17 protein-coding genes are annotated in these 15927 nt (G+C 50.4%); 8 read left to right on the forward strand and 9 right to left on the reverse strand.

Features of this window, described 5'->3' with window-relative positions; genetic code table 11:
• Positions 1–35: 35 nt before the first annotated feature.
• On the reverse strand, positions 36–1406 hold the full coding sequence (locus MRY86_RS13065; RefSeq protein WP_293565086.1) for an NAD(P)/FAD-dependent oxidoreductase: 1371 nt from the start codon (positions 1404–1406) through the stop codon (positions 36–38).
• Between the two features lie 19 nt (positions 1407–1425).
• The gene (locus MRY86_RS13070; RefSeq protein ID WP_081968608.1) at positions 1426–2094 is read right to left on the reverse strand and encodes a hypothetical protein; all 669 of its coding nucleotides are present in this window, start codon (positions 2092–2094) and stop codon (positions 1426–1428) included.
• 144 nt (positions 2095–2238) lie between these two features.
• Here MRY86_RS13070 and MRY86_RS13075 point away from each other — a divergent pair, with 144 nt between their 5' ends.
• Positions 2239–3591 carry a mechanosensitive ion channel domain-containing protein gene (locus MRY86_RS13075; protein ID WP_293565082.1) on the forward strand — a complete coding sequence of 451 codons (1353 nt, stop codon included), beginning with the start codon at positions 2239–2241 and terminating at the stop codon, positions 3589–3591.
• Here the strand turns inward: MRY86_RS13075 and MRY86_RS13080 are convergent.
• Both MRY86_RS13080 and MRY86_RS13085 read right to left on the reverse strand, forming a co-directional pair.
• Positions 3588–4745 (reverse strand): glycosyltransferase family 1 protein, encoded by a 1158-nt coding sequence (locus MRY86_RS13080; RefSeq protein ID WP_293565080.1) that lies wholly within the window; start codon positions 4743–4745, stop codon positions 3588–3590. The two genes, MRY86_RS13075 and MRY86_RS13080, sit on opposite strands and share 4 nt — an antisense overlap.
• A gap of 184 nt (positions 4746–4929) precedes the next feature.
• A complete protein-coding gene (locus MRY86_RS13085; protein ID WP_044216832.1) occupies positions 4930–5256 on the reverse strand; it encodes an iron-sulfur cluster assembly accessory protein in 327 nt (108 codons plus the stop codon).
• Between the two features lie 202 nt (positions 5257–5458).
• Here MRY86_RS13085 and MRY86_RS13090 point away from each other — a divergent pair, with 202 nt between their 5' ends.
• On the forward strand, positions 5459–6094 hold the full coding sequence (locus MRY86_RS13090; RefSeq protein WP_293565078.1) for a thymidine kinase: 636 nt from the start codon (positions 5459–5461) through the stop codon (positions 6092–6094).
• 61 nt (positions 6095–6155) lie between these two features.
• On the opposite strand, the gene MRY86_RS13095 is transcribed toward MRY86_RS13090, so the two are convergent.
• Positions 6156–6845, reverse strand: a complete 690-nt coding sequence (locus tag MRY86_RS13095; protein ID WP_293571543.1) for a hypothetical protein — start codon at positions 6843–6845, stop codon at positions 6156–6158.
• A gap of 308 nt (positions 6846–7153) precedes the next feature.
• Between MRY86_RS13095 and MRY86_RS13100 the strand changes: the two genes are divergently transcribed.
• Genes MRY86_RS13100 through MRY86_RS13115 form a run of 4 tightly spaced genes read left to right on the forward strand, consistent with a single transcriptional unit; the run spans position 7154 to position 10711 of the window.
• Entirely contained in the window at positions 7154–8050 is an 897-nt protein-coding gene (locus tag MRY86_RS13100; RefSeq protein ID WP_293565074.1) for an ATP-binding cassette domain-containing protein, read from the forward strand.
• A 19-nt stretch (positions 8051–8069) separates the two neighbouring features.
• Complete coding sequence (locus MRY86_RS13105; protein WP_293565072.1) at positions 8070–9395, forward strand: ABC transporter permease; 1326 nt, start codon at positions 8070–8072, stop codon at positions 9393–9395.
• Position 9396: 1 nt separating this feature from the next.
• Positions 9397–10056: a hypothetical protein gene (locus MRY86_RS13110; protein WP_293565070.1), complete on the forward strand. Its 660-nt coding sequence runs from the start codon at positions 9397–9399 to the stop codon at positions 10054–10056.
• The gene (locus MRY86_RS13115; protein ID WP_293565068.1) at positions 10049–10711 is read left to right on the forward strand and encodes an endonuclease V; all 663 of its coding nucleotides are present in this window, start codon (positions 10049–10051) and stop codon (positions 10709–10711) included. The genes MRY86_RS13110 and MRY86_RS13115 overlap by 8 nt, the downstream gene beginning before the upstream one ends.
• On the opposite strand, the gene MRY86_RS13120 is transcribed toward MRY86_RS13115, so the two are convergent.
• The 4 genes from MRY86_RS13120 to MRY86_RS13135 form a co-directional block, all read right to left on the reverse strand.
• Positions 10708–11691, reverse strand: coding sequence for a hypothetical protein (locus MRY86_RS13120; protein WP_293565066.1), 984 nt, complete (start codon positions 11689–11691; stop codon positions 10708–10710). The genes MRY86_RS13115 and MRY86_RS13120 overlap by 4 nt on opposite strands.
• Positions 11692–11793: 102 nt before the next feature.
• Positions 11794–12342 (reverse strand): acyloxyacyl hydrolase, encoded by a 549-nt coding sequence (locus MRY86_RS13125; protein ID WP_293565065.1) that lies wholly within the window; start codon positions 12340–12342, stop codon positions 11794–11796.
• Between the two features lie 59 nt (positions 12343–12401).
• The gene (locus tag MRY86_RS13130) at positions 12402–13112 is read right to left on the reverse strand and encodes a LytTR family DNA-binding domain-containing protein (RefSeq protein WP_293565064.1); all 711 of its coding nucleotides are present in this window, start codon (positions 13110–13112) and stop codon (positions 12402–12404) included.
• A 62-nt stretch (positions 13113–13174) separates the two neighbouring features.
• On the reverse strand, positions 13175–14191 hold the full coding sequence (locus MRY86_RS13135) for a histidine kinase (protein ID WP_293565062.1): 1017 nt from the start codon (positions 14189–14191) through the stop codon (positions 13175–13177).
• 227 nt (positions 14192–14418) lie between these two features.
• On the opposite strand from MRY86_RS13135, the gene MRY86_RS13140 reads away from it, so the two are divergent.
• Both MRY86_RS13140 and MRY86_RS13145 read left to right on the forward strand, forming a co-directional pair.
• Positions 14419–14670: a hypothetical protein gene (locus MRY86_RS13140; RefSeq protein WP_293565060.1), complete on the forward strand. Its 252-nt coding sequence runs from the start codon at positions 14419–14421 to the stop codon at positions 14668–14670.
• Between the two features lie 114 nt (positions 14671–14784).
• Positions 14785–15678: a hypothetical protein gene (locus MRY86_RS13145; RefSeq protein ID WP_293565058.1), complete on the forward strand. Its 894-nt coding sequence runs from the start codon at positions 14785–14787 to the stop codon at positions 15676–15678.
• Positions 15679–15927: the final 249 nt, after the last annotated feature.

Below are 15927 nucleotides of genomic sequence, written 5' to 3' on the forward strand. Positions count from 1 at the left end.
CTCAGTGCTCCGGTGCGCTGAGGGCTGTTGCTGTGTTAGCTAGTTGCCAGCACCGGGCGTCCCTGCATCCATTTTCTGAAAATGCGGTCAACTTCGGGATTGTCTTTCCAGTTTTGCTCAATGCCATCCAGCACCAGTATTTCCTCAAAAAGGGCGTCCTGCGCATGCCCTTCCTCCAGTGCTTCGCTATAGGGGATATGGCTAAAGGTCACCTGTGAGTAAAGCGGCAGGAACTCCGGGTAAATCTTGTTAAAATGAGCAGCGATTTCCTTACGCAACAGGAATTTGGGGTCTGCCACTTTATCCCGCATTTCTATAAAATTGCGCAGGGCAAGGTCGGCAATAGCGTTGGCATCTTTGATACGCGAATGATTGAAGGCTTCGATGATCTCCGTCCAGTTGCCATCGTGAGCGTCAATGAGCTCATCGAGTAAGGTACAGTCTTCAAAACCAGAATTCATGCCCTGGCCGTAGAAAGGAACGATAGCGTGGGAAGCATCGCCCATGATCAGGACTTTATCCTCGTAGCGCCAGGGGCTGCAGCGAATGGTGACCAGGGAAGCCGTTGGATTCTCGCGAAATTCTTCCAGCAGGTTGGGGATAAGCGGGATGGCATCTGCAAAGTAAGTTTGGAAGAAGGCCATGATCTCCTCATCCGTATTCAACTGATCGAAAGCCGGGGTTTGCCCCTCATAGGCCAGGAACAGCGTGCCGGTGAAGCTGCCATCAACATTAGGCAAAGCGATCATCATGAACTGGCCACGGGGCCAAATATGGAGTGCATTGGGGTCAAGTGCGTGCCTGCCATCCGTTGTAGGAGGTATGTGCAGTTCCTTATAGCCATAGTCCAGGAAGGACTGACTGTAATTGAAACGGGGGAGGGCTTTCATAAGGCTTCGCCGCACTGCTGAGAATGCACCGTCAGTGCCGAATATCCGGTCCGCATTTACCGTCAGGTGCTCGCCGGTATCCCGGTGCTCAAAGTGCGCTTTGGCTTCCTCAGCCACTACGCCAAGGCACTTATATCCAAAGTGAAATTTCAGGTTGTCGTACTGATCGGCGATATCGATCAGCTCAATATTGAGCCCGCCCCGGGAGACGGAATAAATAGCCTGGTCTTGTTCGCCATAGGGCTGAAAGGTAAGCTGCCCGGCGGTATCATGCATCTTTCTGCCCCGCATCGGGATGGCCTGTTGCCGGATCGCATCTTTAATGCCGGCCCGTTCCATAGCTTTCCACCCCCTGTCGCTCATAGCCAGGTTGATGGACCGCCCACCTTTGAAGCCAGCCTTCCGGGGGTCATCGCGGAGTTCAAATACATCTACCTGGTATCCGCGTTTGGCAAGCAGTACGGCCCAAAGCGAGCCCACGAGCCCGGCGCCAACAATGAGGATGCGATCTTTCATAAAGGGTTGGTTTTGAGTCCTAAAACATAAAGCGCAGCGCGATAAATTGCGATACGAATCCGACGAGGTAACCACCGTAGAGGTCCGTTGGTTCATGGGCCTGCAGAATGAGGCGGCAGGTGCCAACGAGCCCGGCCAGGAGCACTGTAAGCATCAGCACCCAGTACATGCTGACTTCATAGACGCCGATTGCGCCAAGATTGATGAGGAAGGTGTCGTGGCTAAAGAGCAGCAGCGTAATCACCACCATGCCCAACAGGCCGCCCATGCCCACAGCGTGCGCACTGATTTTGGAAAAGATATTGATGAAAAAAGCAATAAACAGGCCAATCGCTGCCCCCAGCAGAAAAGCGGAAAAAGCATTAGGCACCTGTGCATTGCCCAGGAAGTTGCGGAACATCCAAATGTAAAACATGCCCGTGATGACGTAGGGGCCGATGCGCTCCTGCTTCGTCTTCATCTCCAGGGAACTCACCAGCCCGGTAAAGCGCAGCATGGCTACAGCAAACCCGGGAATGAAAAAGGTAGACAGGAACACCTGCAGAATGAGCAGCTTGCTGAATTTGTCGCCAATGCTGTATACCCCAAAGAGGTAGGGATTAATCAGCAAAAGGAGAACCAGCATGTAGGTCACAATCAATAGGGGGTGAAAAAGTACGGAGATGACCTGAGCCAGTGGTTTCAGCATGTAATGACGATTTGGTTGCGCCTAAAGATACAAATTCTGATAGAGTAAAGTTGACCGCTATTGGCAGTAAAGAATGCGCAAATATTTAGTCATCCATTCCGTTTTCAACAACGGTCTGCTTAACTTTCCGTCAAGATCAGGGCTATGCAGGAGATATTTGATCAAATAATACTGGAGTACAACGGATGGGCACTGCGCCTGGGGCAGTTGGTGCTGGGCACGAGTATTCTGGTTATGCTTGTTTTTCTGTACTGGCTGGTCGCCCGTCGGCTTTTTCCTAAAATTGCAGCCCACCTTGAACTGCCACAGGAGGAGCGCCGTAAAGCCCGCCGGATTTTAGGCACCTTACTGGTCCTGATGGCAGCCGTCGCGTTAATTGCGGTACTGCAACTTGACCGGCAGCTGGTGGAGACTACCAATGAGAATGCACCCAACCTGTTCATCTCCACTTTCGTTCAGGCCATGCTGATCTGGCAGTTTGCCCGCCTGCTGGACTTCGTCATTTCGCGCCTGCTTGTTACCAATTATTATCGCAACCGGAGGGAAGACCCTGTGGAGTTGGACCGCTATCAAACGGATTCCAAAAACAAGACGAATCGTACGGTACAATATGCCGTATACATCCTGGCGCTGCTCTTTATTGTACAGGCTTTTGAAATAGACTGGGTGTTTTACACCTATAAGCCTGCTGGTGCCGAGGACGGGCAGACGCGGAGTTTCTCGGTCTCCAACCTGCTGAATGCGGCTTTCATTATTGTGCTGGCCCGGTTGTTCAGTTGGATGATCATTCAGCTTATCCTCAGTCAGTACTACCGGAGCAAGCAGATTAATGTGGGCTCGCAGTATGCCTTCAATCAGCTATTGCAATACTTCGTTTATATCATTGCCGGGCTGATGGCGCTGGAGGCCCTTGGCTTTACGCTTACCCTGATTTGGGGTGGGGCAGCGGCGCTACTGGTGGGCGTTGGGCTTGGCCTTCAGGAAACGTTCAAGGATTTGTTCTCTGGTGTGATCCTGTTGTTCGAGCGCCGGGCAGAGGTCGGTGATGTGGTGGAAGTAGACGGCCTTATTGGTACGGTAAAACGGATTGGCGTGCGGACTTCGCTGGTGGAGACCCGCGATAATATCGTTGTGATTGTCCCTAACTCCCGCCTGATCGTTCAGCATTTTGTCAACTGGAGCCACAATGACAACAAGGCCCGCTTTTACATCAAGGTGGGTGTGGCCTACGGGTCAGACACGGAGCTGGTTAAGCAGTTGCTGCTGGATATCGCGCGGAGCAATGCGGAAGTCATTCGCCATCCGGCACCTTTTGTGCGTTTTGTGGATTTTGGAGACTCTTCTCTTGACTTTGAGCTCCACTTCTGGTCACACGAGTTCATCCGAATTGAGGATGTCAAGAGTGATATGCGGTTCAAGATTGACCAGGCTTTCCGGGAAAATGGCGTCACCATTCCGTTCCCGCAACGCGATGTCTGGATGAAGGGAGGGGGTTAGGTAATTTGTTCCGGCGTCAGGTATTCTTCTCCGATCAGCTCTTCGTAAAGGTCGATCATTTTTTCGGAAAGGGGCTCGCCCAGGAATTGCTGGGCATGTTCGAAGCCGTCATGAATGAGCCGGGCCTGGTACTCGGCATCGGTCAGCGTTTTCCGTATCCCTTCGGCAATGGCTTCTGGCTGTGTGGGGTCGACAAGGTGCGCACCGGGGCCGCCCGCTTCGGGCAGAGAGGAGGTACTGGAGGTCAAAACTGGTACTTTGCTGAACAGCGCTTCCAAAATGGGTATACCAAACCCTTCATAGAGCGATGGGTAAACAAACAGGGAGGCATTCTGATAGATAGCCGGGAGATCATTAAAGCGGACGTCCACAAAATGGATGCGGTCGCTGAGCTGAAGCTGTCTCGCCAATCGTAAAATTTGCTGCTTATGCTTGTGTCCTCTGCCCACAACCACCAAGGGCAGTTGCTCAGATTTGGGGAGGATGGATAAGGCTTTTACTACCCCGGACAGGTTCTTTCGGGGTATGATGGCACCCACCGATAAAATATATTCTTTAGGTAACTGGTATCGCTGCCTTACGGCTTCCAGGGTTTTGTTTGACCGTTCCTGCATGTAGCGCTCGTGGCAGGACTGGTAAATAACCGATACCTTCTCCGGTGGCACCTCATAAAAGTGCAGCAGGTCCTGCCGGGTATTTTCGCTAATGGCTACGATGTGGTCTGCCTCCCGGCAAGCGTACTTAAGTCTGAAGTCAAGCGCCAGCCGCCGGGAGAAAGAAAACTGCTTAGGGAATCGTTTGAAAATCAGGTCATGCACCGTGACCACACTTTTAATTCCCGTTTTGGATAAGCCAAAGGGCAGAGATTGATTAAGACCGTGAAAGAGCTGTATGCGTTGCCGGTTCAGGTCACGTTTGATGCCAAAATTTTGCCATAGCAGCGGGAAGCCTTTTCGGCGGGGCATGTGGGTATTGTACAAGGCGCTGTTGAGGAAGAACTGGGTCTCTTCGTTCCGGGTCAGGCGCGGCGTATACAGGAAATAGGCATTGTCCGGATAGTACTCCGCGAGATTGGAGAGGAGCGTACGGCTGTAGTTGCCGGGCCCGGTAAAATTATTGTACAACTGCCTTGCGTCATATCCGATGCGTAGCATAGGCGGTCAGGCTTTTGTAATCAGAGACCTGAGCAGTAGGTTAAACCAATGCATGGAGCAACAAGAGGGAGGGTGGTCAGATTGCATGGAAAAAAGATTGGTTGAAAAAGGCATTCAGACATCTCCTGAACAGTGAAACTTCAACGACTTTTTGTTGTTGAAGTTTCTGATGAGTATGGGGATGCTATACAGCAAAGCTTTCTCCGCAGGCGCAGGTGCGGGAGGCATTCGGGTTGTTGAATACAAAGCCCTCCCCATTGAGCCCGCCGGAAAACTCCAGCGTGGTGTTACAAAGGTAAATGAAGCTGCGCAGGTCGGTGACGACTTTCTCGCCGTTGTCTTCAAAGACCTGATCATCGGCTTTAGCCTCATTGGAAAACTCCAGTTGATAGGTCAGCCCGGAACAGCCCCCGCTCGTGACCCATACCCGGACAAAGTAATCGGCTCCGTAATTCTTGGCTTTACGAATCTCTGCAATCTGGCTTTTTGCGCTTTCTGCAACTTTTATCATGGCGGACCAATATTTATCATTTAGACACACCGGCTATTCCACCGGAAGATCAAAGTTAGTAACATTAGCAGAGCCAGTCAAGTTCACACCTTTGCAGCAGCGCACTTTTCCATAAGATGGGGCAGAAAAATCAGGCCCATGCTCCGGATTATTTTTTAATCCCTTCCCGGTGCCGTAACTTTAGGCGTTCAACCCTGAGCCTATGTTTTTAGAACCGCATTTTAAGGGACAGCGCAGCGGATGGATAGAAATCATCTGCGGGTCCATGTTTTCCGGTAAGACCGAGGAGTTGATCCGCCGCCTGAAGCGCGCCAAAATTGCCAATCAGCGGGTGGAAATCTTCAAGCCCAAGGTAGATACGCGCTACGATGAGGCCAAAGTGGTGTCCCACGATGCCAACTACATCCTCTCCACGCCCATCGAGCACTCCCGCCGCCTGCTGGAGCTGACCGAGGGCGTCAATGTCATCGGGGTAGACGAGGCGCAGTTCTTTGATGAAGACCTGCCGGAGGTCTGTCAGATGCTGGCCTTGCGCGGGCTGCGGGTCATTGTGGCGGGGTTGGATATGGACTTCCGGGGCAAGCCCTTCGGCCCCATGCCCAATCTGCTGGCCGTGGCGGAGTACATCACCAAAGTGCACGCCATTTGTCAGCACTGCGGGAACCTGGCCACCCATTCTTACCGCCTTTCGGCAGATGACCACACCGTCGTGCTGGGCGAAAAGGACACCTATGAGGCCCGCTGCCGCACCTGCTACCACATGGGCAATATCCTGGATCTGAAGACGGAGAAGCCAGCCAACGAAGCGCAGCAGCAGGGAAAGGTGCGGCGGATGTAGGGTTTTGAAAAAAAATAAAAGCTTCGATGATGCCTGGCACTTAGCACGGGAGGCACCCAGCTCACAACGACAAAGGCAAAAAGAGTTGCAAATCGAAATAATCCACAAATAAGGAATCTGCTTTGCCATTGGAATAAACGAATCCGGAGTACTGAAAATTTAATTCGCAAACCTTTTCTCCGTAAACCCTGCAATCAATGTTCTCAGGGATGCGAAGGATTGATTCCGAATCAGAATCGGCATCAGTGTTTGTAGTACGCTCTGTATAGAAAAAGCTATTGGAGTAACTTACATCCTCATCCCTTATCGAAAATTGCAAATGATATTTCCGCGAGGAGTTGCCTTGAATGATATCAGTGACAGCATTGTAAAGCGAAAGGTCTGTCTCTTCAAATCGATTCCAGTACACGTAGAACGCATAGCTGAGCACTTTCGGTTGGTTAACGATATTAAGCGGGCTTAATAGCACCTCGTAAACTACTGTGGAGTCACCGTAAAGCTTGTAAGTTGAAATACTCCTTGTGCTGACATCGGTACAAAAGTCATATCCTATATCTTCATCGCTGTAGGTTGATAAAGCCCCTTCCAGACTTAAAGAATAATTGGAGCTCAGCCATGTTGTATCAGGAAGCGCTTCACCTTCAGCATCGTCAATGCCTTGATCTTTTATGCAACTTGCTAATAGAAGAAGCATCAGGCATAAGCCAGAAAATGTAAACTTCTCCTTATTGTATAGCAAGCAAAGAGTCATAACTTATGAATGATTCAATCGACTTCCGTTTAAAGTACTAATAAATCGGGAATACTATGCATGAGACGATCCATATTGGCTCTAAAATAGTGAATAGTTAGCATTTTGCTTCGCAACCTGCTTTATTTATAGTTTTCACCAGTGTTAATTAAAATTCCGCAAGTGCTACGGGGCTAAAAAGACTGCGTCTAACAAGTATACCATAGTATTTATCTTATCCCATTCATCCAAAAATCCCAATCCCTAACCGAATTTCTTGCGTCCCCCGCAGAAATGGGCTTATCTTCCCTGCCACAACCTATTGAACCGTGAGCAGACCTATACTTGATATTCAGAATATTGTGAAGGCTTACGAAAAGCACGTCGCTGTCAAGGACGTGAGTTTCGAGGTGCCTGCCGGGAGTATTTTTGGGCTCCTGGGGCCGAATGGGGCGGGGAAGACTTCCCTTATCCGCATCATCACCACCATAACCCGGGCCGATGAGGGCGTGGTGTACCTGGATGGAGAAAAGCTCAACAGCCGCCACCCCGAAGAAATTGGCTATATGCCCGAGGAGCGGGGGCTTTACCGCAAAATGAAGGTGGGAGAGCACCTGACCTACCTGGCCCGCCTCAAAGGCTTATCCGCTAAAGATGCCAAAACCAAGATCAGCGCCTGGATGGAAAAATTTGGCATTGAGGACTGGTGGGACAAAAAGGTGGAAGAGCTGTCCAAAGGCATGCAGCAGAAGATTCAGTTTATTGCGACCGTCGTCCACGAGCCTAAGCTGCTGATCCTGGATGAGCCCTTTTCCGGGCTGGACCCCGTCAATACCAATTTGATCAAGGACGAAATCCACAGCCTGCGCGGGAAGGGCATGAGCATCATATTCTCCACCCACCGCATGGAGCAGGTCGAGGAAATTTGCGAGCACATCGTACTGATCAACAAAGGCGAGAATGTGCTGGAGGGCAAAGTCAGCGCCGTTAAAGACCGCTTCAAGCAAAACCTGTTTGAACTGGAGTACGAGGGCGAGCTGCCGGAGGGTCTGCTGGAGCGGGCTAAAGTTATTGATCAACAGCCCGGGCGGCTCACTGTACAAGTGGCAGAAACGGCTGAGTCCAATACCCTCCTCCGTGCGATGCTCGACCGGGGTGTTTTTGTGAAACGCTTTCAGGAAATCCTGCCTACACTGAACGAAATTTTCATTCGTCAGGTCAACTAATTAACCCTAAACAACGATCATGGATAAGCTTTGGCTCATCATAAAGCGGGAATACCTCACACGGGTGACCCGCCGCTCCTTCATCCTGGCTACCTTGCTGACCCCGCTGGCCTTTGGCTTGTTTTTCGTAGTGGCGGGGCTCATCTTTCAGTATGAGAGCGACGACTCCCGGCGCATCGCCATCATTGATGAAGGCAATATCTTCGACCGGTCCATCAAAGATGAGGAAAATTTGTACTTCAAATTTGTGGACACGGACCTGGAAACCCTCCGCCAAAATTTTGACGACTTCGACTACGATGGCATTCTTGTCGTGCCCAGGGTCAAAGATGTGATGGCTACCCGCCACACTATTTACTACTATGCCGACAAGCAGCCTTCCCTGGATATTGATGCGCTCATCCGGGACCGGGTGCGGGGACAGATGCGCGATTACAAAATTGAAGCCCTTCAGCTCGACCCTCAGCAACTGGAAGCGATTGATACCCGCATCGAGCTGGAGCCGGAGCCCATTGATGACGAAAGCACAGATGCGAGTAAGCTCACCGGAGCTATTGCTGCCGGCATTGGAGGCATCATGGGCATCATCATGTATATCGTGGTCTTTATCTATGGTATGATGGTCATGCGCTCGGTGATGGAAGAAAAGACCAGCCGTATCGTGGAGGTGATGATTTCCAGCGTCCGTCCCTTTCAGTTGATGTTGGGCAAAATTGTAGGCGTTGGCGCGGTAGGGCTGACGCAGGTCGCCATATGGGCTATCCTGATCCCGATTATCATATTGGTAAGCAGCCTGCTCTTTGGCATTGATTCGAGTGCGCAAATGGAGATGGCACAACAGCAGCCCGGCGCTGCCAATTTCAACCCGGAAGATACGGAAGCTATGGTCGCCCTTGCCATTGAGGAGTTTAAAAGCCTCAACTGGTGGCTCATCCTGCCGATGTTTATTTTCTTCTTCCTGGGCGGGTACTTTTTGTACTCTTCCATGTTCGCTGCCGTGGGCTCAGCCATGGGCGACGATTTGGGCGAAGGGCAATCCCTGACCATCCCGATTACCATTCCGGTGATCCTGGCATTTTACATTATGATTGTGGCTATACAGGCCCCCAATTCGAGCTTGGCGGTATGGTCGTCCATTTTCCCGCTGTTCTCACCAATCGTGATGCCGGCCCGGCTGGCGTTTTCGCCTCCGGTCTGGGAAGTGGCGCTATCGGTCGTGCTGTTGGCCGCTACAGCGATCTTCTTTGTTTGGTTGTCCGGGCGGATCTACCGGGTAGGTATTCTTATGTACGGTAAGAAAGTGACGCTTAAGGAACTAGGCAAGTGGCTCTTTTACAAGGACTGATATGAATTCGTTTTACACCTGGCCCAAGGCCGTGCAGTGGATTCTGGCGTTACTGCTTTTTGCTGCCGGCGCTTACCTTACCGGTCAAGTCATCATGTATGGCACAGAGCACTGGCTCTTTTACATTCCATTGCTACTGCTCATTGTCCCGGCGATACAATTTGCCTTCACGCCTTTCTTTAGGCTCATCGGGCTTTACCGCTATCTGTCGCCCATGCTATTGGTGTATGCGCCCAATGAAAAGGTTTGGGGACTGCACAACGGTACTTCTTTCGACTACCTTTTTGTGCTGCGGGGCACACCCGCCGGTGCACAACTGCGCCGCCGTATCCTGACTTATTACCTGGAAGGGCTGCTTCATTTGACAGACTTGGTGGAAAAAGGAGAGGTCGCAGAGGAAACCCTGATCAAAGGAAGCTCCTACTTTTTCAGCGAGCGGACCGCGAAACGGCTGGGGTTTGAATTGGTAGAGATCCCTTCCTACGAGAAGTACAACCTCTACTTCAACTTTCTGGATTTACTGTGGAAGTACTCAGCCGCTTACAAAACCCTGCGCTTTCCCAACCTGAAAGAGGCAAAGACGGCTCAAGTTACTGCGGGCGCTCTGCTCCGCAACCGCCCTCAACTGGAACGCCTTCACAACTACCTGAAAAATGGATAAACAAGCTCTGAGGGAACGTCAACTGGACTTGGCGCAACAAGTGCGCATTCCGCAATCTTCGCGGCAGGACTTGGCGCTAAATCCCGGTGATTGGGTTTTTACAACAGACGTGCAGTATCAAGGGGATATTGGTGCAGTAGCCGTGGATGTCTTGCGCTGGCCCAACGAGCCTGTTGGTACGGTAATCAAAACTTACGAGGTGACGGTTCCTTACGCACCGGGCTTTTTTGCCTTTCGGGAGGGACCGTTGCTGGTCAATGCCCTGGAGGATATCGCCCGGGAATTCAACCGCTACCCTAAAGTGATCATAACCGACGGGCATGGGACCAACCATCCCCGGCAGTTTGGGCTGGCTTGCTGGCTGGGCGTAACTACCGGCTACCCGGTAATTGGACTGGCTAAGGATACGCTGCTTCCCTACAAAGGCGAACTTCCACCGGAACAGGGCGCTGCGTTGCCTGTTCTTCTCGATGAAAAAGTAGTGGGGCATGCTTTGCGCACCCGCAAAAATGTCAAGCCGGTATTCGTCAGTGCCGGGCATAAAGTCAGTCAGGGTACTGCGCTGGAAACTGTAAAGCAGTTGATGGGGCAATACCGAAACATTGAGCCTATGCGCCGCGCCGATCAGGCGGCCCGGCAGGCATTTAGAGATTAGTCTACAGCTTTTCCGGAAAAGACCTCCATCTCCAGCTGCTGTCGTTTTGGAAGATCCTCCAGGCCATTGAGCTTCCAGTAGGGCGACAAAATAGTATTCGTCCGCCGGGCCAGCGTAGTACGGGGCTGCCGGTCAAATGCAGAAGGGTAGATGTCTTTCCAGCCCTCGATGATATAGGGAGATTCGGCCTGATAAACGATGGACAACGTTCGCTTCAGTTGCGGGTATTCCAGCGTATATACCTTTAGATTGCTGCCTTCAAAATCGGTACCGCTGTAATCGCCGTGAGTGGCGTTGGCGGTATAGGCTTTAAAAGGTAAATGGCGCAGGCGGATCACGGTTGTTGCCGGGATGACATCAATCTGCCCGGTCGGCAATCCTTCCGGATGAATCCGGATGCGGTTGAACAACTCATCTTCCAGCATAGCGTAGCCCACTTTCTCATCCTGGTCCGCTTCGTTTTCAAAGTAGGAATGCAGTTGCATGCGGTACTGCCCAGGTTCGTAATTGAGCTGCATGTAAGCGTGCCCGCACCAATCCTGTGCCGTGGTGGAAACCTTCAGCGTCTGAGGATGCTCTTTTACCTTCGTTGGTGTGAAAACGGAGGTCATAATGCTGTAGTCATAAATGCCGGTCGGGAATTTGCGCAGCAGGTTTGTCTTCAGTACCGGCGTGCTGTTAGGGTTGTTGTAATTGTCATTTTTGACCTGCTTGTCGGTCAGGAAATCCTCCGTTACAAAAATAGCGACAGCTTCTCCCGGGTGTACATCCTGATAGCGGTTTTGCTCCAAATCATACCGGCTAATTTCAGCTTTGCCCTGATACCAGTAGTCGCTCAAACCCGGGTCTTGATCATTAAATACAAATGCAGCCGTTTGGACAGGCGTGGCGTTAGTTGTCTTTGTGTCTGGTGCTTCCCGGCCCATGTCACATCCAAAAAGCACGAAGCTCAAACTGCAAATAATGGTAAGGAATCTCATCAGTGAAGGGTTTTTTTGTTGTGCAAGTGTTTATTCTAAAAGCAGAACATTGTTATAACAACAAAAGAGCTTCTATGTTCTGGTCCCTTCGATAGGAAACCATTAAAACTGTTGCCGAATGCCAAGAATGACAAACAGGTTATCCAGGCCAAGATTTGGGTATTTGAAGCCGGCATTGGAGATGTGCCGAAAACGGGTGCGCAGATTGATGCCCCAGTCTCTGGCAGGGGGGAGATAAGAAAAGCCCAGTTCAAAATTATCAGAAAAGATAAAGCCCGGCGCCTGGCTCTCGGTATTGAGGGTAATGTAGTGGGGACCAGCTCCAATCGCCGCCCCAAAAAGCCACCGCTCCGAAAGCTGCGCCTGATACCGGAAGCCCATATTCAGGCCGGTTTCGTAAACGGCGCCCGGTTCTATGGGAGTATCAGCATAGACAAACTGACCCTCTGCATAGACCGATACCGGTCCTATGAGCCAGAGCGAGGTTTCTGCCAATAATGTGATGGGTTGATAGGCATATCCTTCCCGAAGGTCTTCCTGAATGACACTGACGCCAAGGTTGAGCCCGGTGTAGTGCTGTCGGTTGGCTTGCTGGGCGATGCCCAGTGCAGGGAGTAACGAAAGTAAAGTCCAGAGTTGAAGTCGGGCCATAGTTCCGGTTTTGTAAGGCTGCAAAGGTAAGGGAGAATTCCTTATCGAGATCTACCGCATCATTCTAATCCATCTAACCCGTTTTGAATCCACCTTTTGAAGGCTTCCTTGTACGTCCTTCCAATAGGAATCTCCTGACCGCCGATTTCCACGTCCATAGCAGTAAAGGCATCAATCTTGTCCCGGGGTACAATAAAAGAGCGGTGTAAACGGAAGAATTGATCTTCGGGCAATCGATCTTCCATGGTGCCGATCAGCTCTTTTGTGAGAATAGTCCGATCGGGGAGTATAATCTTTACATAGTCTTTGAGCCCTTCAATGTAGCGAATATCTCTGAGCCGGATGCGTAAGGATTTTCGTTCGGCGCGCACCAGCAGATAAGCGTCTTTGCTTGTACCTGGTGTAGCAGTTTTGCCCAACTGCCTTTCCATAAACTTGTCAATGGCTTTTAGGAAACGCTGGAACTCGATGGGCTTGAGCAGGTAGTCCACTACATCCAGCTCGAAGCCATCCACGGCATACTCCCTGTGGGCTGTAGTCAGTATAGCTGCCGGTTTGCTGGAAAGGGCTTTCAGCAGCTCCAGCCCGGAAAGGCCCGGCATCTGTATATCCAGAAAAATAAGATCGGCTGGTTGCTGCTTCAGCGCAGTAAAGGCTTCCAGCGGTTCTTCGAAAGAATCAATCACGACAAACTCATCCAGTTTGCTCAGGTAATGCCGGATGATGTCGATGGCAATTGGCTCATCATCAATAATGTAACAGGTGTACATAGGATTTTTTTTGCTGGGATACCTGAAAGGCAGAAACAAATTACCGGTAGCTCTTTAGGTCTTCACACCAGTTCCAATTCCAGCCGTACGCTAAAGATACTTTCCGAATCATCGATAGTCAAATGATGCCGGTCTGGGTAAAGCAGCGCCAATCGTTCCTTGATATTCCTCAGACCGGTGCCTTTGGGACTTTGTTTCGGTCGCTCTTTTTTGCTGTTTTCGATATTAAAAGCCATTCTAGTTCCTATCAGTTGCATTTGCATCTTGATCCACCATTGAGCATCATTATCGCGGGCACTGTGTTTGAAGGCATTTTCGACAAAAGGAAGAAGGAGAAGTGGCGCTGCCAGGAGGTCTTCAGGTACTGCAGGCAATGCTGCATTTATGTTGAGCTTCTGGCCATAACGCAGTTTTTCAAGGCTTAAATAATACTGCAACAGCTCCACTTCCTTAGCCAGAGGTATCCACCTTTGCTGGCTGTAATAAACCAGGTAGTCCAATATTCTAGATAATTGGAGGATGCTTTCCGGTACTTTCTCCGGTTGTTGTAAACTGAGGCCATAGATATTGTTGAGGGTGTTGAACAGAAAGTGCGGGTGTAGCTGGGCCCTGAGCAGCTTTAGCTCTGCTTCGGCTTTGCCCTGTTTCAGCTGCCGATTGACTTTTCCCCGCAATCTCCAATCGTTAATGATTTTCAGGCAAACTGCGAGGGCGATCAAAGAGTAATCACGAATGGTGTTTTTGACCACTTTTGAAGGCGGGATGTAAAAGTCGCCCCACCCCTCTAGGTAGTTCCTGAAGTAGGCCATGCCCCACTGTCCGGCAAAGACCAGGAGTGCCAGGACGGCGATACCTAATAAAAAGGGTAGTGTACGGTGTCTTTCCAGGTAGCGGGGAACCAGAAAATAGGCTGTCAGGTAGGCAGCTGCTATGATGGTGGGCAACCCCTCCAGTACGTGCATCAGTTGGCGGAACCGGTCTTCGGGGGAGTAGTGGAAGTAGTTGGCCAGGTACTCACTCGCAAGGTAGAGCACCCAAAAGGCAAGGTGAAAAAGTATGTTCTTATATTTTTCTTTCATACAGGTTCTGACAAATTGGAGGCTTCAAAAGGGGCATTTGACTGCAAAGTTCGGAATAAATTAGCGGTCTCGCTGAATAGTAGGCCAACGGGGATTTAACGCAAATGAACGCAGCATACCCCCCCCTGAATGGGCGGCTACAGCTCTTGCTCTGCCAGCATCAGGTGTTGCTCTACTTATCGTTCACTGCCTTTTTACAGCCTTTACTTTTGATAAAAAAGAAAGGTATGTTACGTTCCCGTTTGGTCATTCCTCTGCTGATGCCGCTGTTTACAGCACTGTCTTTTTTCAGTTTTATCCAGCTCAATGCACAGGCACAGGAAGCCAGCCAGCCCATACGTTTATTTGTCGACTGTTCTTTTTGCAGCCTGAACTTCTTCCGACAGATCATGGAGTATGTCGATTATGGCCGGGAGCTCTATTCCTCTAATGGGGTGGTGAAAAGTATAAGCGATCATTGGTCGTACGAACGAGAATAGGCTTTTCCTATACCTTCTGCAGTATTTACAACAACGTGGTTAACCCTCGCTTTGGGTTCTAGTCCAGAAATTTCTCAAGATCTCAATTTCCAATACTTTAAAAACGCTTTGACCATGAAGATCACTCGTGTAGTATGCTTTAATTTGTTGTTTTTTACGCTATTCTGCAAGGTTCAGTCTCACCCCTCCTGGGGCATTGCCAAAAACGCTGCAGGCGAGGTATACCTGGCCGATGTGATGCACGGTGGGCAGGGCTGTGTCTGGAAAATTGATTCATCCGGAGCAGCGGCAATGGTCCTGGAGGGCTTTCACTGTCATGCACTGGTTCTTCAGCCCGATGGCCACATTTATGCTGCCGGTTCCAGAGTAGAAAAGGGGCAGGAATGGCACACCCTGGTACAAATAAAAACAGGAGGGATTATCCATGAGCTTTTTCGGACGAAAAGCTGGAACGAATTTTATGCAGGGGCATTCAGTATGGATCGAGCCGGAAATGCCTACTTTCTTAACAGGAAACAGCTCTGGCAGCGGTCTCCGGATGGTGAGGTTAAATCTTTCAGCCCGCATCGTTTCAAATGGGCCAACAACATGGTCAGTACTGTGGAGGGAGAGGTTTATGTCCTGGAAAAAAGGGAAAGGGGAGGCACTCTGTATTGCATAAATGCAGAAGGGAAGCCGGACTGGATTGCTGAGGGGCTCATTGCTTATCCCGCTGATACGATCAATTGTCCGGAAGAGCACGATAGGCGGATTCTGGGGATGTGCCTGGATGCGGAAAGCCATGTCTACCTGACCTCTAATTGTGCCCGTCAGATTCTGAAAGTAAGCCCAATGGGGGAGACTTCCATTTTTTACCGCTCTGAAAGTGATTGGTACCCCGTCGGTCTTTGTTTTGACGGTGATGAGGCCTTTATTATTGAGGTTAACCAATCGGGAGGAATTTTTGGGCCAAGAATAATCCGATGGAAAAAAGGGGTATCCAGATCGGTGTGGGTGGATTTATCCTAGGGCAAAGATTTAATACGTAGTACCAATTGGCCAACGACTATAAATGTCGGGTCGTTGATCCAGACATTCATCGTCCGGGATCTTAAATTTGTGACATCGGGGCAAACTGCTTAGTCGTCAGTATAGCAGAAAGCTGAGAACTTTTGTAGCTATTTAGTGTCAATTTATATTTCTTGGTGCAGAATAGGGTGACCCTAAAGTCCAAAGTTGGAGCCGGCTCATAGTCCTGCTTTTGTTGGTGCTGCAAAG

Origin of the sequence: Phaeodactylibacter sp. (assembly GCF_022763345.1) — a bacterium.
GTDB lineage: Bacteria > Bacteroidota > Bacteroidia > Chitinophagales > Saprospiraceae > Phaeodactylibacter.